The following is a 20,851-nucleotide window of genomic DNA, read 5'->3' as shown; positions in this document are numbered from 1 at the left end:
GAGTGATCTTAGATGAGATAACTTGGGTGGTACCACGGTAATTATCGTCCCTGTATAGCTATGCAGGGGCTTTTTTTTATGGAAGGAGATAGGTATGAATATTATTGATGAATTGGAATGGCGCGGAGCGATTAATCAACAGACGGATGAAGAAGGATTAAGAGAATATGTTGAAAATCACAAAATTTCCCTATATTGTGGAGTGGATCCTACAGGAGATTCCTTACATATTGGGCACTTGATTCCGTTTATTATGTTGAAGAGATTTCAAAAATTTGGCCATCGTCCAGTGATTGTCATTGGGGGAGCAACTGGCTCGATTGGGGATCCTTCCGGAAGAAAGGAAGAACGTCAACTTCAATCTATGGAAGTCGTTGAAGAAAACGCTCGGAAATTGACCGCTCAGATGAAAAAGTTATTTTTAAATGAGGAAGATTCTGATTTTCGTTTGTTTAACAACTATGAATGGATGAGTCAGTTAAGCTTATTAGACTTTTTGCGAGACTACGGGAAATTATTTAATATCAACAATATGTTAGCTAAAGATGTGGTGGCTTCTCGATTAGATACGGGAATTTCCTTCACAGAATTTACTTATCAAATTTTACAATCTATGGATTTCTTACATCTTTTCCAAAAAGAAGATATTCGCCTACAAATTGGTGGAGCGGATCAATGGGGAAATATCACCGCAGGATTAGCCTTAATTCGAAAAATTGAAGGACCAGAAGCCCAAGCCTTTGGATTAACGATTCCTTTAATGTTGAAATCAGATGGGACAAAATTTGGTAAGACAGCAGGTGGTGCTGTTTGGCTAGATCCAGAGAAGACTTCTCCTTATGAATTTTATCAATTTTGGATTAATCAAGACGATGCAGATGTGATTAAATACTTGAAATACTTCACTTTCTTGGACAAAGAAACGATTGAATCCCTCGCTCAAAAAGTTGAAGAAGAACCGGAAAAGAGAGAGGCTCAACGGACACTAGCTGAAGAAATGACCCGTTTCGTTCATGGAGAAGAAGGACTTAAAGATGCTCAAACGATTACTGAAGCTCTATTCTCAGGAAATATTAGGGCTTTAAGTGCTGACCAAATTCGTCAAGGCTTTGGTAATATGCCTGGAGAAATCGTTCCTAAAGAAGCTACTAATTTAGCGGTGTGGTTAGTCGATCATGGGGTAGAATCTTCTCGTCGTCAATCTAGAGAAGATATTACGAATGGGGCTATTTACATCAATGGTCAACGGATTCAAGAGGTAGATTACGAAATCTCCATTAAAGATGCGATTGGCGGGAAATATATTGTCGTTCGTCGTGGGAAGAAAAAATATTTCTTAATGACAGTTGAAGATTAAGTGGGATCTAGGAGACTGAAAGGAATATCTTTCAGTCTCTTTTTGAGTGGACAACTCCTACCTCAAAACTAGGGTTTATGCTATACTTTCTAAAGAGATTAAAAGAGGAGGCACTCATTCGTGACTGAAGATAAGAAAACTTTTTATGTAACCACACCGATCTATTATCCAAGTGGTAAGCTCCACATTGGCAATTCTTATTCCACCATTGCAGCAGATGCTCTGGCGCGTTATAAACGCTTGATGGGATACGATGTCTTCTTCTTAACTGGGGCAGATGAACACGGATTAAAAATTGAACAAAAAGCAGAAGAACAAGGGATTACCCCCCAAGCCTATGTTGACAAGATGGCAAAGGGCATGCAGGATCTTTGGAAGTCCTTAGATATTTCGAATGACAAATTTATTCGAACCACGGATGAATACCACGTCAAAGCCGTTCAAGCGATTTTTGAACGTTTCTTGAAGCAAGGAGATATTTACCTTGGGGAATATGAAGGTTGGTATTCCGTATCAGATGAAGAATACTTTACAGAAACTCAACTGGCAGAAGTTTATCGGGATGAGAATGGTAAAGTAATCGGCGGAAAGGCCCCTTCCGGACATGAGGTAGAACTTGTTAAGGAAGAATCTTATTTCTTCAGAATGAGTAAGTATGCTGATCGTTTGTTGGAATATTATGAAGATCATTTAGATTTTATTCTCCCAGAATCTCGGAAGAAAGAAATGATCAACAACTTTATTAAGTCAGGTCTTGAAGACCTCGCAGTAACTCGGACTTCTTTTGATTGGGGAATCCCTGTGAAGTCTAATCCTAAACATGTGGTGTATGTTTGGTTAGATGCTTTAACCAACTATATTACCGCCTTGGGTTACGGCAGTGAAGATGATAGTAACTTTAAGAAATTCTGGCCAGCGAACGTTCATCTGGTCGGCAAGGAAATTGTGCGTTTCCATACTATTTACTGGCCTATTATGCTGATGGCCTTAGGACTTCCGCTTCCTAAGCAAATCTTTGGACATGGTTGGCTGCTCATGCAAGACGGGAAAATGTCTAAATCTAAAGGCAATGTTGTCTATCCAGGGATGCTTATCGATCGTTACGGCCTTGATGCCCTTCGCTATTACTTAATGCGTGAAGTGAAATTTGGCTCAGATGGCGTTTTCACACCTGAGAACTTTGTCAACCGCATTAATTTCGATTTAGCGAATGACTTAGGGAACTTACTCAACCGTGTGATTTCCATGGTGAATAAGTATCAATCAGGAAAAGTTGGAACTTATCCAGGACAAGTCACCGCTTATGATAAGGACTTAGAAGCTTTAGTAGAAGAAACGGTAGCTGCTTATCATCAAGAGATGGAGCAATTGCATTTCTCTGTTGCTTTGGATAAAGTCTGGGAACTCATCGCACGTACCAATAAATACATTGATGAAACCATGCCATGGGTATTAGCGAAAGATGAGACCAAGAAGGCCGAACTTCAATCTGCCATGTACCACTTGGTGGACACGCTTCGTTTAGTGGCTATCCTCATTCAACCGGTAATGACACAAACCCCAAAACGAATTTTTGAACAATTAGGCCTCAGTGAAGAAGCACTTCGATTCGAAGATTTAAAAGTGGGCTTGTATCCAGAAGATGGGCAAGTAATTAGTAAAGGAACTCCTATCTTCCCACGTCTAGACAAAGAAGAGGAAATCGCCTATATTCAATCTCAAATGGTCTCCTCTCAAACGACAAGCAGTTGGGAACCTGAAAAAACAGAATTAGCCAACAGCAAAGAAGGTCTCATCAAATTTGATGAATTTGATCATGTCGAATTAAAAGTAGCTGAGATTAAGGACGCAGATTTTGTAGAAGGAGCGGATAAACTTTTGAAATTCCGTTTAGATGCTGGAGACAATCAAGACCGGCAAATTCTATCCGGAATTCGGGTCTATTATCCAGATCCTAAAGCGCTTATTGGCATGAAGGTTATCATTGTGTCGAACCTTAAGGCACGGAAGCTAAAAGGCGAAATCTCTCAAGGGATGATTCTCTCTGTTGAAAAAGAAGAAGGACTCGAAGTGGTTTTCGTTTCAGAAAATCTTCCAAATGGGAGTATTTTAGGTTAAGAAAAAAAGAGAGTCTGAAGGAAGCTCTTCAGGCTCTTTTTGAGTGAAAGAAGGAGAAAAATGCTATTTGATACGCACACGCATTTTAATACAGATGCCTTTGATGAAGATCGAGAAGAAGCCATTCAGCGTGCAAGAAAAGCTGGAGTTTCAGGGATGGCCATTGTCGGTTTTGATGAAGATTCTATTCGTCGAGGAATGCCACTAGTTCAAGCAAATGCAGATATGGTCGGTATTTACGGCTGGCACCCTACGGAAGCAGGCAAGTATGATCAGAGAATCGAAGAGCTTTTACTAACAGCACTCTCTTCCTCCAAAGTGGTAGCCATGGGGGAGATGGGATTGGATTCCTTTTGGGATGAGGATCCTCTCGATGTTCAAGAAAAGATCCTCCGTCGTCAAATTGCAATAGCAAGAGAGAGACATCTGCCTATCGTGATTCATAATCGAGAAGCAAGCGAAGATATTTATCGGATATTAAAAGATGAACGCGTTTGGGAGATTGGAGGGATCATGCATACCTTTGGAGAAGGCTTAGAAGAAGCAAAGCGCTTTTTAGATTTAGGCATGCACCTTTCTTTCTCTGGAGTGGCCACCTTTAAAAAGACAAAGGAAGTGCGAGAAGTAGCTGCTTATTGTCCAGCCGATCGCCTCTTGTTAGAAACAGACTCCCCTTATTTGACGCCTGAACCTAAACGTGGTCAGCGCAATGAGACAGCTAACATTCGTTATGTTTGCAATCGGATCGCTGATGCGAGAGAAACTTCTTATGAAGAGGTGGCTGCTTTAAGTTACCAGAATGCTTGTCGCTTATTTGGTATTGAATGGCAAGAAGGGCAAGAAGGGCAATGGGTGAAAGTTAAACATGTGTAAAAAGCCCAAAATTCATCAAGTCCTCGTTGTTGAGGGCAAGGATGACACTCAGCGCTTACGTCAGTATTACCAAGTAGATACCATTGAAACAAATGGGTCTGCTTTAAGTCCAGAGACTTTAGAAGCGATTCGTCAAGCACAAGCCCTTAGGGGAGTGATTGTATTTACTGATCCAGATATTTCTGGCCAACTCATTCGACAAACCATCGTTGAAGCTGTCCCTGGTGTTCAGCAGGCTTTTTTGGATCGTGAAGCTGCTAAGCCGAAACACAAGGGGAGTTTGGGTGTGGAGCATGCTAATTTTCAAGCGATTGATGAGGCTTTGCAAGCAGTGTATGAAGTTGTTGAAGAGGATTCCACTAAGGAAAAGATTCGCCCCAGTCAACTGATGGCTTTAGGGTTGATAGGACAGCCTTCCTCTAGCCAGCGGAGAGAATACCTGAGTCAGTCCTTGAAATTGGGACATGTTAGCGGCAAACAGTTGGGAAAACGATTAAATGCTTTTGGTATTCCCTATGACAAGGTGTGTCAAGTGATGCAAGCTTATGAAAGGAGTTCTCATGCGTAAAGAATGGATAGCAGCGCCTAAACGAACCAGTGAAATTTTAAAACACTATCAATTACAGGCTAAGAAAAGTTTAGGTCAGAATTTTTTAATGGATCCTCAAGTCCTAGAAGACATGGTTCATGTTGCTGAAGTGGATAAACAGACAGATGTGATCGAGATAGGTCCGGGAATTGGGGCTTTGACAGAATTTTTAGCAGAACGTGCACGACGGGTGGTTAGCTTTGAATTGGACCAACGGATGCTTCCTGTACTAGAAGCGGAATTAGGGCACTATGAGAATCTAACAATCGTTCCTCAAGATATTCTAAAAGTAGATCTTCAACAAGAAGTAGCTGACTATTTTCCAGATTCTCAACGGCTAGTGGTTGTCGCCAACCTCCCTTACTACATAACGACTCCTATTCTCTTTCACTTGTTAGAAGCACAACTTCCTATTGAAGCCTATGCTTTAATGATGCAGTATGAAGTAGCAGAACGCTTAACAGCTTCATCAGGTACCAAGGCTTATGGTGCCATTACGGTGGTTATGGATTATTATGGACAAGCAGAGATTGCCCTCAAAGTCCCTCACACGGCTTTTAAACCTCAACCCAAAGTGGACTCAGCTGTTCTTTACTTGAAAGCAAGAAAAGAACCTCCTGTAGAATTAGTCAATCCAGATTTTTTCTTCAAATGGGTGCAAGCATGTTTCCAGCAACGGCGTAAAACACTGTGGAATAATTTGAAACGCTTTTTCAGCGGACGAGATCAAGTAGAAGAACGGTTGATGCGTGCTTTGGAGAGGTGTACCATCGATCCTAAGATTCGCGCTGAGAAATTTGATTTGGCAGATTTTGCGCGTTTGGAAAAGGCTCTCAATCAAGAAGGGCTTATCCCTCAGATTTCGAACGGTTAGATTTCTTTGAAGAGGTGACCCTCCCATCGCCAGTATGAGTATTCAATGAAATATATAAAAAGGGGTTGACATTCAAATTCGATAGTGGTATTGTAAAAAGTTCTGATGTATGTTAGAATAAGGAAGTTAAGAGGTGAGGGTATGCCACAAGATTTACAAGAAATTAAACGAGGGCTAGAAAAAAATATTGGCAAACCGATTCAAGTCACACAGCAAACAGGACGAAAGAGAATAACCACAAGGCATGGTATTTTAAGTAATATTTTCCCGGCTGTTTTTGTCGTGGAATTAGATCAAGAAGAAAATCAATTCGAACGGGTTTGTTATTCCTATGCAGATTTGTTGACAGAATCTATAGAAATTGCGTTTTTGGAAGCTTAAGCTCAAAGTGCTAACGTCCATCAGACAGAAAGATGGCGTTGGCACTTTTTTATTTTCTAGTGAGGAAGAGTCTTGTAAAAGAAAGTGATGTGTCAGTATTTAGGTTAAAGGATGAAAGATTAAAAATGAAGGAAGGAGGGATTGAATGCTAATTATTGAAAGAGCACCTGCTAAAATTAATTTATCTCAGGACTTGAATTATGAGATAGACAAGGATCAATTGACTTTTGATATGGTAATGACATCACTAACACTCACGGATGAAGTGATCATAGAAGAGATTCCGACGCCTCAATTAATTGTGGAAACTACACGAAGTTTTTTGCCGGAAGATTGGCGAAACTATGCTTACCAAGCGGCATATCAAATGATGAAAAAAGCAGAATATAAGAAAGGATTAAGAGTCACCATTCAAAAGAATATCCCTGTATCTGCGGGTTTAGGTGGGGGATCGAGTGATGCCGCAGCTGTTCTAAGAGGATTGAATCGCTTGTGGCAATTAAATCTCTCCCAAGAAGACTTAATTGTTTTAGCTTTAAGTATTGACGAGGACGCTCCGTATTGTTTGCTCGGAGGAACTTGTCATATTTGGGGAAGAGGAGATCAAATCAAGCGTTTGGGGAATATCCCTTCTTACTGGGTGGTTCTTATTAAGCCTCCGATCTCTGTTTCAACCACTAAAATGTTAAAATTGTGGAAAAAGATGCGCCCTCTTTCTTCGTTCCGTACGCCAGAGGTGGTTAAGGCTATTCAATCCGAAAACGAAGAAGCTTTGTTTAACCAGATAGGAAATGATTTAGAGGCAGTCACTTTTAATCAATATCCTCAATTAAAGATTTTAAAGCAAAAAATGATAAAATTTGGCGCCTTAGGGGTAACCATGACAGGAAGCGGCGCTACCGTTATCGGTTTTGCCAAAACTCAACGGAAGGCGAAAAATCTTTACAATGCATTGAAGGGATTTTGTAGAGAAGTTTACATTAGTCAATTAAGTCAAGAAGACCGTGTGCTTCTTTAAGGAGCAATTACAAGACGCGAATGCTAGTGACTAGAAATTTGACGAATGGAAAAAGGCGGCTCACAAAGGACCGCCTTTTTATTATTTGTATCCAAAATTTGATTTTTCAAGTGATGAGGACTGGCTTATTTAAACGTTTGATTCGAATAGAGTCTTGGCACGTTTTACTTTGTCGTGGTGGATAATGAGTAACAAGCTCAAGATAATAGTTGGAAAGATGATGGCACAAAGAAGTCCGAAGCGCAGACTCCCCCTATTTTGGCTGTCATGAAGCCATCGATATCTCCTGCAAGAGCTAAGAGGCAAAGAGAAGAGTTCCACCATTAGGGATAACAGATGCGGATGTGCTATAGGTCCCTGACCAGAAAATACCGACTGAGAATCCACAAAGGGCACAGCCTAACAAACCGACTAGAGGGTGTGGGACAAGACCGATGAGCAGGTAACTCGGGATACATAGAGAAGCACTAGCTAGCATATACTTGTCGAAGTCGATCTTGTTTCCATATTTTCCGTAGAAGAGACGAGAGGTCCCCATGAAGAGAGCGAAAATCATTGGACCACAGAGGTCACCAAGCGTTTTTGAAATGTCCAATCCTTTTTCTGCAAAGAGACTCGCCCACTGAGCAACGGCAATTTCACTTGCTCCTGCTGCGAACATCATAATGAAGAGAATATAGAACATTTTCCGACTGAGGAGTTCTTTGAAAGAGAGACCGAGTTCACCTTCTGGAATAAGTGGAGCGATTGGAACAAAGGTAAAGAGATAGGCATTCACGAGAGGAACCAGTGACCAAAGTATAGCGAGGATTGGCCAAAATTCCGTACCAAAGACTGCCATGAAGAAGGTAGAGAGAAGGACGACTCCGACGTATCCCCAACAATAGAAGGAATGGAGCAGACTCATGGCTTGTTTCTTATTTTTCGATGGCGTGGTTTCCACGAGAGGACTCACGATAACTTCGTTGAGCTCGCCACCAATGGAATAGAAGCAGGAGACAATCAGAATTCCGAGATAAGTGTTAGATAGGAAATTTGGGAGAATGGCGAGAAGGACCATGCCTATTGCAGCCATGTTGTTTGCTAGTAATAAGGAAGCGCGATAGCCAATTCGTGTAACAAAGGCAGTCGAGCCAATGTCCATTATTAATTGGAGGGTAAAGTTCACAGTAATTAAGAGGGTAATTTGCTCCAAAGGAATGCCGTAATGTTGATTAAAGGCAATAAACAGAAGAGGCGTGAAGTTATTCACGATTCCTTGAACGATATAAGCGAGGAAGCTTGCCTTCATAGTGGTTTCGTAAGTCGCTTGATGCGTCCGCATGATGTTTAATCTCCTTTATTATTGAGTCATGTTCTGTCTGCCATTGTATCATAGCTGATAGCTAAGAACACCAAAAATATGAAATTGGAAGAATGAAGGAGGAGTTGAGTAACTTTGTAAGAGAAGATAGGGAAGTGCCCATTCTTATTAAGGGTGAATAAGAGAAGTGATTGAAGGAATCTATTGCTGGGATCTTGTGGTGAAATAGAAAGTATGCTATAGTTAATCGTAAGCTTTACGATTTGCACTTTATTGGTGCCTTATAATGAAGAAAATGAAAGGAGTTGAGTCCATGCACTATATTGAAGTAGAGAATCTTCGATTTTCTTATGGCAGTGAACCGGTGTTGAATCACATAACCTTTACCGTTGATCCGGGAGAGTTTGTGATTCTCACAGGAGAGAACGGAGCAGCAAAATCAACGCTGCTTAAGAATGTTTTAGGCCTATTGAAACCGGACGTGGGAACAGTTAAGATTTCTAAAACAAACGTATCCGGCACTTTCCTCCAGATAGGGTATGTTCCACAAATGGTGGCGAGTTTTAATGCAGGTTTTCCTTCTACAGTTTATGAATTTGTTCAATCGGGACGTTATCAACAAGGACGCTGGTTTAAGCGGTTAACGCCAGAGGATCATGAGCATGTGAAGAAAGCTTTAGAATCGGTGGGTATGTTAGAACAAGCCTACAAAAAAATTGGAGAACTGTCTGGCGGTCAAAAGCAGAGAATTTGTTTGGCTCGTGTGTTTGCGACAGACCCTGATCTTTTTGTTTTGGATGAGCCTACAACAGGTATGGATAAACAATCGAGAGAAGATTTTTATCGCTTGCTAAAACATAATACGCATAAGCACGGAAAAGCTATTTTAATGGTTACCCATGAAGATATTCAACTAGAAGAATATTTTGATAAACATATCCATCTAACGCGAGAGGAGGGATCGCCATGGCGATGTTTCAGTATGAATTCATGATTCGCGCCTTTATTGCGTGTGGAGCCATCGCTTGTTTTGCTCCAGTTTTAGGGTTATTATTAGTTTTACGCAAGCAATCCCTAATGTCAGATACGCTGTCGCATATTTCTTTAGCGGGGGTGGCTTTGGGATTCTTATTAGAGATCGATCCTTTACTCACTACGATTGGTGTCGTGTGTGTGGCAGCTATTTTACTCGAATACTTGCGGAAAGTTTATAGTCATTATTCCGACATCTCTATCGCCATGTTGATGTCTGGAGGGATGGCCCTTGCCCTTCTCCTCATGTCTCGCGTGGAGTCTGCCAATAGTATTGAGTCTTACTTATTTGGATCGATTGTGACAGTAAGTAACCTTCAAGTCAAATTATTAATCGTACTCGCTATTCTCGTCTTGCTGAGTTATCTTGTTTTGAAACGGATTTTGTATGTGGATGCCTTTGATGAAGATATTGCTTATACTTCTGGTTTGCCAACGCAATTGATCTCCATGAGTCTCTCCATTGTTACAGGATTGGCGATTGCCATTATGATGCCTATTGCAGGGACTTTGTTAGTCTCCTCTATCTTAATCATGCCCGCTGCCATTGCCATGCGATTAATGAAAAGCTTTAATGGCGTTATTCTGTTAGCAGTTGGCATTAGTTTGATAGGGATGTTAGGTGGACTGGTTTTATCCTATACCTTTGATACGCCCCCTGGAGCAACGATTGCAGCCCTTTTTGTGGGTTTGTTTGCTTTAGAAAGTATTGGGCTCAGCATCATGAAATCATTCTAAAAATGACTGTAAAAAGTCATTTCTTTCATCAAAACTAGGAGGAACCCCCTAAGAGGGAAATCTTTTTTGTAAGAGAAACGAACAATTTCAAGCCGGCACTATTGATTTCTAGGAGATTTCCCCTATAATAAAAAAAGCAATAACTGAAGGAGTTTGACTTATGAAAATGAAGCGCAGTCATCGATTAGTCGATATGACGCATTACTTACTCAATCACCCGTATACGACGATTCCTTTGCCATTTTTTGGAAAAGCATATAATGCAGCGAAATCTTCGATATCTGAGGACATAGGCATTATTGCAGATCAATTTAAACAAGCCGGCATTGGAAAAGTAGAAACCCTTGCTGGAGCTTCGGGAGGAGTAGTCTTTCGTCCGAGACTAGCCGAAGATCAATCTAGAAAATATATGGAGCAATTAGCGCTCCGCTTGAGTGATAATCAACGTATTTTGCCCGGCGGCTATTTTTATTTTTCCGATATTTTAGGGAATCCTGAAGATTTAAGGAAGATTGGAACGATTATTGCCTCTGCTTACTTTAATCAAGAAATTGATGTGATCATGACAATGGCCACGAAGGGAATTCCTTTAGCGCAAGCAGTGGCCTACGCTTTAAATGTGCCTTTTGTTGTCGTTCAAAGAGAAGCCAAATTAACAGAAGGCTCTACGGTTTCGGTCACTTATGTGGCTGGAAATAATAATCAAGTAAAAAAAATGGGACTCACTAAAAATAGTTTATCCCGCCATCAAAATATTTTGATTGTAGATGACTATATGAATGTTGGAGGAACCATGAAGGGAATGCATAGTCTGGTGAAAGAATTCGAGTGTGAAGTTGTCGGGGCTGTGGTATTTGCCGAATCTGATGTTCATGAGAGAAAACTTCCGATTACTTATCGCTCACTGATTCGCGTGCAGAAGAGTAGTGATAATCAAGAAATAGAGCTTATCCACTTAGGTTCTCTATTTGATCAGTAGGCACAGGATTTTTTCATACTTGATGGGCTCCTCAATCTCTTACTCTCTGGGTGAGAATTTTATGAAATAAAAACGATAAGGTATAGTATACCCATATAAAGATGAGATTCTCTCCATCTTACACAATTACTCATTTTGTCTTCAAGTTCTTGAGTAGAAAGTGGAAATTGAATCGCATAAGAAGGGGAATTCCTTCTTCAATACTCTTCAAAAGAAAGGAGCGTCAAGTATTTGTTTAAGTTGCTTTCTCTTTGGCCTAATCTTATTCAGGAACTTCCTTGTCTTGTACGTCCAGTTAAGATTTTGGTCTATACAGGGAATTATGCCTTCGACGAGAAGTATAAGAATGCTCTCCAAGAGATGCTGAGAAATAAAGCGATGATTGAAACTTGTTCACGGGTGATTAATTTTGCGGAAACGAATTGTGACTATGATATTGTGCTTTTAAGCGCTCATATGCCTCTTGTTAAAGGTGCAGTTTGCCATGTGATTACCACTATGTCAAATAAACAAATACTCAATCAATTATTGGAAGATATGGATCACCTTGTGGCGTCTTCTTAAGCGACGAAGACTATCTTATTAGTATCCATAGTTTGCTGCTCTTTTTATACAAAGAGCGGCTTTTTTATTTTATAGGGTTGGCCTTCTTTGTTCCTCTTTCATTAAAAACACAGAATTTCAAATTATTCTCAAAACAAAAATTAAAGGGACAACCCGCTCAAAAAAAAGAAGTGTAAAGTACAAAAAGCAGGCATAGAAAGGAAAAGAAGAGTGTTTTATTCTGAGTATGTAGGAAAAGCAATTGTTGCAAAGGACAAGAATGTTTTCGTAATGCATGCATAGGGAGGATGAAGAAATGTTTAGTACAAAAAACAAGTTGATGAAAGAGAAAAAGAAAGGGGAGAAGATGACTTATTATGGCATCCGGAAGTTAAGCGTTGGTGTCGCTTCTGTAGCTATAGCTTCAGGGCTCTTATTTGCTAGTGAATCTTCCCTTGTTCATGCAGAAGGAGTCGATCGTTCAGTCTCTGAAGGGGGAGTTTCTTCAGAGATTTTACCTCTTGAAGAAAAAAGGGCACTCAAGAAGTCATTCCTCTTTCGAAGGAAGTCTCTTCCAAAAAACAAGTGTCTGCACCTAAACCACTCGTGAATTCCTCTCTCTTAGAAGAAGTGAAGCAAGCGCAGCTAGCTTATCAAATCTTCCTAGAAGCTGTAGAGCAAAGCCAATCAGATCACAAAATTACAAAAGAGGAACACCAGTACTTGAAAGAATTGTGGCAAGCCGTTCTGACCGCTAAACAAAAGGCGAATCAAGCGGTGACTTTGCTCGCAGATGGTCCAGAGAAGGAGATGCTTGTAGCTAAGCTTCAAGCCTTGAAGGAGGTCCCTCTCCCGGCTATTACGTCTGTACAAGCCGTAGAGGGTAAAGTTGAAAAGACGTCTTCTAAAGGCCTTGAAGATTCTCCAAAGTCTCAAAATACGCACAGCCTATCTTCTCCCAAAGAAGAGCCTGCAACTTCTACAAATCGGTCCAGGCGAACACAAAGAAGTCTTTCTTCAATTGATTTACACGAAGAAAAGAGGGAAGAGCGTTCGGCGTTTATGCCTTTAGGAACTCCTGTGAGAGGAATGACGCGATCACGGAATGGAGCGGTAGATACGGTCACTCCAGAAGTGACGGTGACGGTCTCTTCCACAGCCCCTGGCAGTCAACCTTACGTACAACAGAACGGAAATATCACGCAAATTCATGTCTACGAGGGCGAAGAGACAATCATTACGGTCAGTGCAACGGATAACTCTGGCCAAATTTCAGGTTTACGTCTGAATGAATCTCCTTTGTATGGACTCCAACAACAACCTTTAACAGGGAAGGGGTCTAAAGAGGATCCTGATTACTCCTGGGCTGATTTCAGAAAGAATTTGAAGTCGGCGCAAGTTTATTATATTGATGAAAGTCAAAAGCCACACATGATTACGAAAGGAATAAGAAGTTAAGGAAGGTTGTAGTTGATCACTTTTTGCTTGTTTATCTTATTGACGAAGAGAAAAAGCACGTGAATCTTGTACGTGTTATTTATGGTAAACGAAATATTAAACAAATTTTGCAAGATATTCAATAAAGAAGCTGCTTCGGCAGCTTTTTTGTATGGAAAGGAACGGAGGAGTAAAAGGGAGACCCGTTCCAAATTCAGAAACTTATTTGTGGGACTTTGCATTGCTTTTATGTAGCGAAGTAAGACGTACGCTAAGAAATTATACAGACGGGTTCTTTTGCGGATTCAAAATAAAAAGGACAAAAAGTAAGAAAAATTCTAAGTTTTTTTTAAAGCCAAAGTTTTTTCTTGCTTTTTGTTTTCGTTATGGGTATAAGGTATATTGGAATCTTATGAAGGGAGATGACCTATGTCGAACGAAAAACCGTCTTCAGCAAAAAAAGTCCTCATCAACTCAGGAATTTATTCGATTACCTCTATTTTTCAAAAGGCGATTGGATTTATTTTATTACCTTTATATACGTTGTATCTGACCCCTCAAGATTATGGAATTGTGGGAGTGGTTAATTCTTTAACGGCTGTATTAACGCTCTTATTTACTTTTTCTTTGAATAGTGCGGTCCAGAGATACTATTATCGTTATCGAGAGAACTGGGAGCAATTAAAGAGTTTCTACGGGACGATCATGATTTTTATTCTGTTGAATAGTTGTCTCTTAGGAGGCATCATCGTTCTTTTGAAGGATATTTTGATTGAGCCTTTTATTAGCAGCATTGCTTTTTATCCTTATATCTTTATGGGCGTCTTAACGGTTATTGTTAATCCTATCTATACCATCTATCAGACTCTTTTGCAGACGATGGAGCGGGCGAAGACTTATGCCATTAATAGTTTGTTGAATTTTGCAATGATGGTCACCTGCAACATCCTCTTTATCGTCATTTTTCAATGGGGAGCGAGCGGGCAGTTAATGTCTTATCTCTTGACCGGGCTCACTTTTGGAGTGTATTCCTTGGTGAGTTTGTACCAACAGGATATTATTTCTTTTCGTTTTAACAAGAGTTATCTCAAGGAAGCGTTGACTTATTCAGTTCCCTTGCTACCGCATTTAATGTCTACGCAGATTGCGGATTTTGTGTCGCGGTTATTCTTGAATAATCAAGTATCTACGGCGAGTGCTGGCTTGTATACTACAGCTTCTCAGTTTATGTTGATTATTGATACCATTCAATATTCCGTGAATTCAGCTTATGTTCCTTGGTTTTATTCCTTGATGGACATGGGAGGTAAGGAAAAGGAGAAGGCCATTCAATTTACAGATATTTTAAGTCGACTGTATCTTTTGATAAGTTTAGGCATGGCCTTCTTCATTAAAGAAGTGATTCAGATCTTTATCCATCCTTCCTACTTGTTGGCGTGGACCTTAGTGCCTGTGATTTTGATTGCTTATCAGATTCGTTCCATTTATCTGTTTTATGTGAATACACTCTTTTATAATACCAAGGCCACGCGGTTTATTTTCTTGGCAACCTTATCGGGTTCTTTATTAAGTGTTTTCTTATCGGCCACTTTGACGCAAGTCTTGGGCTTGATGACGCCGGCAGTTGTTCTTTTATTGCAATGGATGTTAACCACTGGGATTGTTTATCTCTTATCTCGTAAGATTGAGCCGGTAGACTTTAAGATAAAACGTTTGTTGGGGTATGTCGGAATTTTGATTTTAGGGAGTGGCATGGGCTTGTTCTACGATATTTGTCATCCTGAGGGGCCTTTGATGTGGCAGAATTTCTTGTACAAGGTCGTCCTCTATCTAATGATTGCCTTTCTTTTGTTGCATCGGGATCTTCCTACGCTCAAGACCATGGCACAAAATATGTTGAAACATAAAAAGGAAGGATCTAAGGCATGAGACACGCTTTACTGGCTTGGACACCGCTTCATGTGGTGACGAGTTTAAATTTGATTGAGAACTTTTTAAAAAGGGAAGATGTGACCCTCTATCTTTACGATGAATTTACTCAAGCAGAGACCTTATATCGCACTTTGAGGGAATTACGGAAAGATATTCGAGTGGTGCGCATCTCTTATCAGAAGATGGGACCTAACTATCGGAGTATTCCGCGTTTGTTCTTTAATACGAATCCATTTACTGAGGAATTTTTTGATCATCTGTATTTTCCAGGGGATAATTATTTTGGACGTTTGTTGTATGCTCAGCACCATAAGAGTGGGAAAAAGTTTCACCTCCATTATTTTGAAGATGGGATGGCTCCTTATTTAGGAGTACCGCCTATGCAGGTCAATAATTGGGTGGACCAATTACAGTTGGATTGGAATAAACATTCTCTCTTTTCGGGAAAATGGGAATCGGAGTATCTTTATCGCCCAGATTTGGTGAAGCGCCCTTTAGCGGATCAAAAGATCTCTCTTCCTCCTCTTAAAGCGGGAAACCCTGCTTTAGAAATCATTCGGGAAGTCTTTCAGAAGGCTTATCAGATTCACCCTCAAGAGGAGAGTGAACATGGACTTCTGTATTTTGATCAGCCTTTCTTGCATGATAAGACAGGGATTGATGAGGTGGCTGTGTATCAGCGAGTAAAGGAAGTAGCCGATCAAGTGGGGTGGAAGGCTTTCGTGAAATTACATCCCCGTTCTCCTAAAGGAAAGTATGGACCTGTGGATTATTTAGAAACTGATCTTCCATGGGAGATATATCTCTTATTTTTTGATACGAAGAACTTGATCATGACGACTGTGAACTCCACAGCAGCACTTTCTCCTTATTTGCTTTTTGAAGAAAAGACACCGGTTTTATTTTTAACAGAGTGGGTGTATCGGATGTATTATGATCAGGCGGATAGGCATACCCGACAAGTCTTAGACAATAGTCGCTCACTTCTTCATTTAGTGACTGCTTTGTACCAGGACCGACTGTTTGTTCCCAAAGATTCCGAAGACTTATTTGAAAAGTTAGTGACTATGGACGCTGCTTCTTGTTAGGAGGGGGGCTTTAGGTTTGCAACTCCCTTTAGTTAAAAGGAGATTGCGGAGAATAGGAAGCTTCGGAAATTTTTAAGAGGGGCTTTTTGAAAAACTTGATCTCGTGAAAGAAAAGCCTTATACTAAAGAAATGATTGATCCTTTGCTTAGGTTAAAGGATGGGAAAAAAGAATACATTTACTAAGAAAGACTGTTTGCTTTCTTAGATCATGCCCCCGTAGCTCAGTGGATAGAGCAATCGTTTCCTAAACGATGTGCCGGAAGTTCGATTCTTCTCGGGGGTGGTTTGTCTTGTAATACTATGAAAAAACTTGCTTCTTAAAAGGTAAGAGAAAAGGAGTTATTATGGCTGAGATTGCGATCATTATTCCGTCCTTAGAGCCGGATAATAAAATGTTAGATTTACTCGCGAATATTCGAAGATTAGAAACCAGAAATTTCCCTATTCTGTTGGTGAATGACGGGTCTGGCTCAAATTATGAGCGTTATTTTAAACAGGCTCAATCGGAATACGGGGTTATCTTGCTTGAACATGATCGAAATTATGGCAAAGGGCGTGCACTTCGAACGGCTTTTGACTATATTTTGAATCAGATGCCTACCGTAGAAGGTGTGATAACCATTGATTCAGATGGTCAGCATACCTATGAAGATATGATGAAGTGTATTTCTTGTTTTGAAGAACATCCGACCGCTTTGGTGATGGGCGTGAGAGATTTTCAAAATAATGTGCCTTGGAAAAGTGAATTTGGAAATAAGATGACGCGGACGATCTTAAAAGCGGTGACTGGGATTTCTTTAACAGATACGCAAACGGGTCTTCGGGTGATTCCTCGGACATATTTAAAACGGCTGATGAAATTGAGTGGCGATCGGTTTGAATATGAATTAAAAATGATTATTGATGCCGCTAAGCAGGGCGTGCCTTTGATCGAAGTTCCAATTGCAACGATTTATCACAATGATAATGAAGGAACGCATTTCCAGCCGGTGAAAGATTCCTGGGCTATTTATAGTGTTTTTTTTAGTTACTTGGCAGCTGAAGGAACATTTTTGAAATATGTCGGATCGGCTTTGACTTCGTTTGTTTTAGACTTATCCCTTTTCTATATTTTTTCTAAAATTTTAAGTGGAACAGAGTCTTCTTTTAAAATAGTGTATGGAGCGACCGTGTTTGCACGAGTATGTTCTTGCTTGTTTAATTACGTATTGAATCGATTTTGGGTTTTTCGCTCTAATGCTGAGAAGAGTATGATCAAGTATTTCAGTTTGGTTATTATTCAAATGTTAGCATCAGCAAGTTTGGTATGGTTGTTGAGTCTAGAATTAGCTTCCAGTCGAATAACCTTGATAAAAGTTGGTGTTGATATTTTTCTCTTTTTGGTATCTTATCAAATTCAGAAACATTTTATTTTCAAAAAAGGAAATGAAGGTCACTAGTCCTTTTTCATTGAGAAGAGGGAGATCGTTGAAAGAATAGAGGCAAGCTATGACAAAAAAGAAAAAGTATATATTTCTCACCGTGCTTTTCTTGGGATTAATAATAGTGTGTTCGCTTTTGGTTTATAACCGAAAGGTAACGGAGGAAAAGGTTGAAGAAGAAGTGAGTCAACTCTATTTTGATGAAAAGTATGATTATATTAATCCCAATATTAGTTTTGAGCAGTTTGAAAAAGCCAAATATGATACTCGCCAATTACGTGGAGAAAAAGGAAAAGTGTTGGAGGAACTTGTTCTAAAGGCTCAACGTAAGCAGGAAGCCATTACGTTTTTGAATAACTGTGTAGAAAACAAGCACCCTTTGATTGTAGGCACACAAGTCAATGCAGAGTGGGTATTGGATAGTGATGTCAAGATGAAAGCAGTGGAAGAGAAGTCGGCACTTTTTGATTTTGATTATGAAGATGATTTGGTTGTTCAGCTTAAGACGGCCTATCAAAAAATCAAAGAAGTTGCAAAAGAAAAAGAGAAAATCGATAAAATATTGAAGGATTTGCCGGCGATCTTTAGCCCAACGAGAGAAGAAGAAGATATTGAAAAGTATGCGAAGGCTTATGAAGAAGTGGTTAAGCAGCGAGAGCATCTAAATAATGTTTTACAGAATAAGATTTTTAAGGAACATTTAGTAGATTATGCGACCTCTATGAAAAATCAAACAGCAGATGAAAGTACTGAAAGTCAGCCTTTAGATCACTTGTTTGCTCATGAGGAATTGGCAGACCTATTGACAGGTTCTCCAGCAGATTTTCGCCCGCTAGTGGCCTTAACTTTTGATGGAGGCCCCGACGAAGGCACAGAAGAAGTCCTAGAAATTCTGAAAGAGAATGACGTGAAAGCAACTTTCTATTTGCAAGGGTCACAAGTGGAAAAGAATCCCGACTTAGCGAAGAAAATTGTGGAAGAAGGTTTCCATGTGGGAAATAATGGTTATGATCACTCACCGTTTTCTAAGTTAACAGACAAGCAAATTAAAGATCAAATTCAAAAAACTCAAGAAATTATTGAAAAAGTAACGGGTTTTAAACCGACAAGTTTCAGAACGCCTTATGGGCAGGAAAGAGAGAGAACAGCAAAGTTATGTGCGCCTTTGAAGGGAATTTATTGGAATAATTCTGCGAATGACTGGAAAGAAAAAACAGAAGAAGGCATTTATTATCGGTTGTTGTCTCAAATGAAACGACACACAGTGATTCGTCAACACGCCTCTATTCCTATGAGTCGCCAAGCCTTAAAGAGGCTCATCCCTATGCTGAAGAAGAAGGGTTATATCTTTGTATATCCTGAACAAATCGCAGAAACCGCAGATTGGATCAAAGGAAAGTCAGAAATGGAATAAGGAAATTTTTAAGAAGTGCCTAAAGTTAAGAATAAAGCGCTTAGGGTGATGCCTAGGCGCTTTTTGTTGTGCTATAATAGCCTAAGTAAATACTCAGTATCAAAGGAGTAAATAAAATGAAAATTCTTGCTGTTATTCCAGCACGTGGAGGTTCTAGAGGCATTCCACGAAAAAATGTTCGAATTTTGGAGGGCCATCCTCTTATTGCGTATGCCATTCGTAATGCCCAAAAAAGTCAGTATGATATGGATGTGTGTGTCACAACGGATGATGAAGAGATTGCACGAGTTGCTACTTCCTATCATGCTCAGGTGATTGATCGGGGACAAGGCTTAGCAGAGGATCATGTGACGCTAGATCCGGTTATCTATGATGCTTATCAAAAAATGGAAGAGAAAAAGGGAAAAACTTATGATGTAATTATTACCTTACAAGCTACCTCTCCTCTTCTAACGACGAAAACCTTGGATAAGGCCATTGATTATTTAATGGAGCATGAGGATGTAGAAACGATTATTAGTGTTGTGAATCATCCACACTTGTCTTGGGGGAAGAATGAAGAAGGAGAAATTATTCCTCACTATAAAGAACGGTTAAATCGTCAATATTTGCCGGCTAATTATTTTGAAACAGGTGCCTTTCTGATTACTCGTGCTCAGGCTATGCAAGAAAATAGTCGAATTGGGAAGAAACTGTCTGTATTTGAAGTCCCAGAGAACGAAGCAGTGGATATAGATCGCCCACAAGATTGGTGGGTATGTGAAAATGAATTATCCAAGAAAACCATTCTGATTCGGGTAGAAGGCTATTCCAAAATTGGATTGGGACATGTTTATAGAGGCTTAGCTTTAGCTTATGGTTTAATCCACCATCAAGTTCACTTTGTAACGAGTGAAAAATCAGATTTGGCTCAAAAGAAATTGGAAGCCAGTCACTTCCCATACTCTGTGATTTCTTCGGATGAAGAAATGATTGATCTTATCAAAACTTACCATGCGGATGTTGTGGTGAATGATATGCTCAATACGAGTTTGTCTTATATGGAAGCTTTGAAAGAACTTCCTGTTCGCTTGATTAATTTCGAAGATTTAGGGCCTGGGGCAGATCTTGCGGATGCTGTCATTAATGACCTTTATGCCCCTCAAAAGTCGGGCAATCAGTATTATTGGGGATCTGACTACTATGTCATTCGAGATGAATTTTTATTTGCTTCAGTGAGTGAATTTCACGAGAAGGTTCAAGAGGTCCTAGTGATTTTTGGAGGAGTAGATCCGAATAATTTGAGTCAAAAATTACTGGAAGCTATTCCCTATGTCTCTCAAAATCAAGCTATTCATTTTACGATTATTGTGGGCCCAGGTTACCAAGCCTATGAAGCTTTGAAAGAAGAAGCTGCAAGCTTGCCTTATGCCATTGATGTCATTCAAAATGTGAAAGTGATGTCTGATTATATGAAGAAGGCAGATTTAGCAATTTCTTCTCAAGGAAGAACGATGTTAGAATTAGCAGCAATGGGCGTGCCAACTGTCTTGATGGCTCAAAATGAGCGAGAGATGACGCATGAGTTTGGGTACCTTACCAATGGCTTTATGAATCTAGGCTTAGGCAGTCATCTGGATTCAGAAACCATTGGGAGGACTTTGACTTGGTTAATGGAAACTCCACAAATTCGCCAACAAATGCGTCAACAAATGGTAAGAAATGACTTACGTCATGGTTTAAATCGTGTTTTAAAGATTATCTTAGAATAAGG

General features: G+C 40.0%; 19 protein-coding genes and 1 tRNA gene. 19 read left to right on the top strand and 1 reads right to left on the bottom strand.

Annotated elements, in window-relative coordinates:
- The first annotated feature begins 94 nt into the window (after positions 1 to 94).
- The 7 genes from tyrS to ispE all read left to right on the top strand — a co-directional run bounded on the left by tyrS (position 95) and on the right by ispE (position 7,210).
- Positions 95 to 1,357 carry a tyrosine--tRNA ligase gene (gene tyrS / locus AWM71_RS02120; protein WP_060776445.1) on the top strand — a complete coding sequence of 421 codons (1,263 nt, stop codon included), beginning with the start codon at positions 95 to 97 and terminating at the stop codon, positions 1,355 to 1,357.
- 120 nt (positions 1,358 to 1,477) lie between these two features.
- Positions 1,478 to 3,475, top strand: a complete 1,998-nt coding sequence (metG, locus tag AWM71_RS02115) for a methionine--tRNA ligase (RefSeq protein ID WP_060776444.1) — start codon at positions 1,478 to 1,480, stop codon at positions 3,473 to 3,475.
- Between the two features lie 60 nt (positions 3,476 to 3,535).
- Positions 3,536 to 4,348 carry a TatD family hydrolase gene (locus AWM71_RS02110; RefSeq protein WP_060776443.1) on the top strand — a complete coding sequence of 271 codons (813 nt, stop codon included), beginning with the start codon at positions 3,536 to 3,538 and terminating at the stop codon, positions 4,346 to 4,348.
- On the top strand, positions 4,341 to 4,916 hold the full coding sequence (gene rnmV / locus AWM71_RS02105) for a ribonuclease M5 (RefSeq protein WP_060776442.1): 576 nt from the start codon (positions 4,341 to 4,343) through the stop codon (positions 4,914 to 4,916). The genes AWM71_RS02110 and rnmV overlap by 8 nt, the downstream gene beginning before the upstream one ends.
- Complete coding sequence (gene rsmA / locus AWM71_RS02100) at positions 4,909 to 5,811, top strand: 16S rRNA (adenine(1518)-N(6)/adenine(1519)-N(6))-dimethyltransferase RsmA (RefSeq protein WP_060776441.1); 903 nt, start codon at positions 4,909 to 4,911, stop codon at positions 5,809 to 5,811. Before rnmV ends, rsmA begins: the two co-directional genes overlap by 8 nt.
- Before the next feature lie 141 nt (positions 5,812 to 5,952).
- Entirely contained in the window at positions 5,953 to 6,192 is a 240-nt protein-coding gene (locus AWM71_RS02095) for a Veg family protein (RefSeq protein ID WP_060776440.1), read from the top strand.
- Between the two features lie 145 nt (positions 6,193 to 6,337).
- Positions 6,338 to 7,210, top strand: a complete 873-nt coding sequence (gene ispE, locus AWM71_RS02090) for a 4-(cytidine 5'-diphospho)-2-C-methyl-D-erythritol kinase (RefSeq protein ID WP_060776439.1) — start codon at positions 6,338 to 6,340, stop codon at positions 7,208 to 7,210.
- Between the two features lie 295 nt (positions 7,211 to 7,505).
- Here the strand turns inward: ispE and AWM71_RS02085 are convergent, their stop codons facing one another.
- Entirely contained in the window at positions 7,506 to 8,534 is a 1,029-nt protein-coding gene (locus AWM71_RS02085) for an MFS transporter (protein WP_236701138.1), read from the bottom strand.
- Between the two features lie 292 nt (positions 8,535 to 8,826).
- Between AWM71_RS02085 and AWM71_RS02080 the strand changes: the two genes are divergently transcribed.
- From AWM71_RS02080 to AWM71_RS02025, 12 genes are all read left to right on the top strand, one after another.
- Complete coding sequence (locus AWM71_RS02080) at positions 8,827 to 9,507, top strand: metal ABC transporter ATP-binding protein (RefSeq protein ID WP_060776438.1); 681 nt, start codon at positions 8,827 to 8,829, stop codon at positions 9,505 to 9,507.
- Positions 9,480 to 10,283 carry a metal ABC transporter permease gene (locus AWM71_RS02075; protein ID WP_060776437.1) on the top strand — a complete coding sequence of 268 codons (804 nt, stop codon included), beginning with the start codon at positions 9,480 to 9,482 and terminating at the stop codon, positions 10,281 to 10,283. The genes AWM71_RS02080 and AWM71_RS02075 overlap by 28 nt, the downstream gene beginning before the upstream one ends.
- Before the next feature lie 160 nt (positions 10,284 to 10,443).
- Positions 10,444 to 11,262, top strand: coding sequence for a pur operon repressor (gene purR, locus AWM71_RS02070; RefSeq protein ID WP_060776436.1), 819 nt, complete (start codon positions 10,444 to 10,446; stop codon positions 11,260 to 11,262).
- 231 nt (positions 11,263 to 11,493) lie between these two features.
- The gene (locus AWM71_RS02065; protein WP_060776435.1) at positions 11,494 to 11,826 is read left to right on the top strand and encodes a hypothetical protein; all 333 of its coding nucleotides are present in this window, start codon (positions 11,494 to 11,496) and stop codon (positions 11,824 to 11,826) included.
- 274 nt (positions 11,827 to 12,100) lie between these two features.
- Positions 12,101 to 12,415, top strand: a complete 315-nt coding sequence (locus AWM71_RS02060) for a YSIRK-type signal peptide-containing protein (protein ID WP_082632665.1) — start codon at positions 12,101 to 12,103, stop codon at positions 12,413 to 12,415.
- 20 nt (positions 12,416 to 12,435) lie between these two features.
- On the top strand, positions 12,436 to 13,263 hold the full coding sequence (locus tag AWM71_RS02055) for a GA-like domain-containing protein (RefSeq protein WP_144428617.1): 828 nt from the start codon (positions 12,436 to 12,438) through the stop codon (positions 13,261 to 13,263).
- 408 nt (positions 13,264 to 13,671) lie between these two features.
- Positions 13,672 to 15,171, top strand: coding sequence for a lipopolysaccharide biosynthesis protein (locus AWM71_RS02050; RefSeq protein ID WP_060776432.1), 1,500 nt, complete (start codon positions 13,672 to 13,674; stop codon positions 15,169 to 15,171).
- Positions 15,168 to 16,262 carry a polysialyltransferase family glycosyltransferase gene (locus tag AWM71_RS02045; RefSeq protein WP_060776431.1) on the top strand — a complete coding sequence of 365 codons (1,095 nt, stop codon included), beginning with the start codon at positions 15,168 to 15,170 and terminating at the stop codon, positions 16,260 to 16,262. The genes AWM71_RS02050 and AWM71_RS02045 overlap by 4 nt, the downstream gene beginning before the upstream one ends.
- Before the next feature lie 211 nt (positions 16,263 to 16,473).
- Positions 16,474 to 16,546: transfer RNA gene (locus AWM71_RS02040), tRNA-Arg, on the top strand.
- Between the two features lie 61 nt (positions 16,547 to 16,607).
- Positions 16,608 to 17,702: a bifunctional glycosyltransferase family 2/GtrA family protein gene (locus AWM71_RS02035; RefSeq protein WP_060776430.1), complete on the top strand. Its 1,095-nt coding sequence runs from the start codon at positions 16,608 to 16,610 to the stop codon at positions 17,700 to 17,702.
- 49 nt (positions 17,703 to 17,751) lie between these two features.
- Positions 17,752 to 19,098 carry a polysaccharide deacetylase family protein gene (locus tag AWM71_RS02030; protein WP_060776429.1) on the top strand — a complete coding sequence of 449 codons (1,347 nt, stop codon included), beginning with the start codon at positions 17,752 to 17,754 and terminating at the stop codon, positions 19,096 to 19,098.
- Positions 19,099 to 19,214: 116 nt separating this feature from the next.
- Positions 19,215 to 20,849, top strand: coding sequence for a cytidylyltransferase domain-containing protein (locus AWM71_RS02025; protein WP_060776428.1), 1,635 nt, complete (start codon positions 19,215 to 19,217; stop codon positions 20,847 to 20,849).
- Positions 20,850 to 20,851 lie beyond the last annotated feature (2 nt).

The sequence above is a fragment of the Aerococcus christensenii genome (assembly GCF_001543105.1).
Taxonomy (GTDB): Bacteria; Bacillota; Bacilli; order Lactobacillales; family Aerococcaceae; genus Aerococcus; species Aerococcus christensenii.
The sequence above is the reverse complement of the archived record's forward strand: the minus strand, read 5'-3'. Positions and strand labels throughout refer to the sequence as shown.

What these genes read in the sequence shown, in the direction of transcription:
- AWM71_RS02035 (WP_060776430.1), top strand. Translation starts at nt 16,608, where the DNA reads ATGGCTGAGATTGCGATCATTATTCCGTCCTTAGAGCCGGATAATAAA.
- AWM71_RS02075 (WP_060776437.1), top strand. Translation starts at nt 9,480, where the DNA reads ATGGCGATGTTTCAGTATGAATTCATGATTCGCGCCTTTATTGCGTGT.
- AWM71_RS02095 (WP_060776440.1), top strand. Translation starts at nt 5,953, where the DNA reads ATGCCACAAGATTTACAAGAAATTAAACGAGGGCTAGAAAAAAATATT.
- AWM71_RS02060 (WP_082632665.1), top strand. Translation starts at nt 12,101, where the DNA reads ATGCATAGGGAGGATGAAGAAATGTTTAGTACAAAAAACAAGTTGATG.
- AWM71_RS02025 (WP_060776428.1), top strand. Translation starts at nt 19,215, where the DNA reads ATGAAAATTCTTGCTGTTATTCCAGCACGTGGAGGTTCTAGAGGCATT.
- AWM71_RS02085 (WP_236701138.1), bottom strand. Translation starts at nt 8,534, where the DNA reads ATGCGGACGCATCAAGCGACTTACGAAACCACTATGAAGGCAAGCTTC.
- AWM71_RS02045 (WP_060776431.1), top strand. Translation starts at nt 15,168, where the DNA reads ATGAGACACGCTTTACTGGCTTGGACACCGCTTCATGTGGTGACGAGT.
- rsmA (WP_060776441.1), top strand. Translation starts at nt 4,909, where the DNA reads ATGCGTAAAGAATGGATAGCAGCGCCTAAACGAACCAGTGAAATTTTA.
- AWM71_RS02050 (WP_060776432.1), top strand. Translation starts at nt 13,672, where the DNA reads ATGTCGAACGAAAAACCGTCTTCAGCAAAAAAAGTCCTCATCAACTCA.
- purR (WP_060776436.1), top strand. Translation starts at nt 10,444, where the DNA reads ATGAAAATGAAGCGCAGTCATCGATTAGTCGATATGACGCATTACTTA.
- rnmV (WP_060776442.1), top strand. Translation starts at nt 4,341, where the DNA reads ATGTGTAAAAAGCCCAAAATTCATCAAGTCCTCGTTGTTGAGGGCAAG.
- tyrS (WP_060776445.1), top strand. Translation starts at nt 95, where the DNA reads ATGAATATTATTGATGAATTGGAATGGCGCGGAGCGATTAATCAACAG.
- AWM71_RS02080 (WP_060776438.1), top strand. Translation starts at nt 8,827, where the DNA reads ATGCACTATATTGAAGTAGAGAATCTTCGATTTTCTTATGGCAGTGAA.
- AWM71_RS02110 (WP_060776443.1), top strand. Translation starts at nt 3,536, where the DNA reads ATGCTATTTGATACGCACACGCATTTTAATACAGATGCCTTTGATGAA.
- ispE (WP_060776439.1), top strand. Translation starts at nt 6,338, where the DNA reads ATGCTAATTATTGAAAGAGCACCTGCTAAAATTAATTTATCTCAGGAC.
- AWM71_RS02030 (WP_060776429.1), top strand. Translation starts at nt 17,752, where the DNA reads ATGACAAAAAAGAAAAAGTATATATTTCTCACCGTGCTTTTCTTGGGA.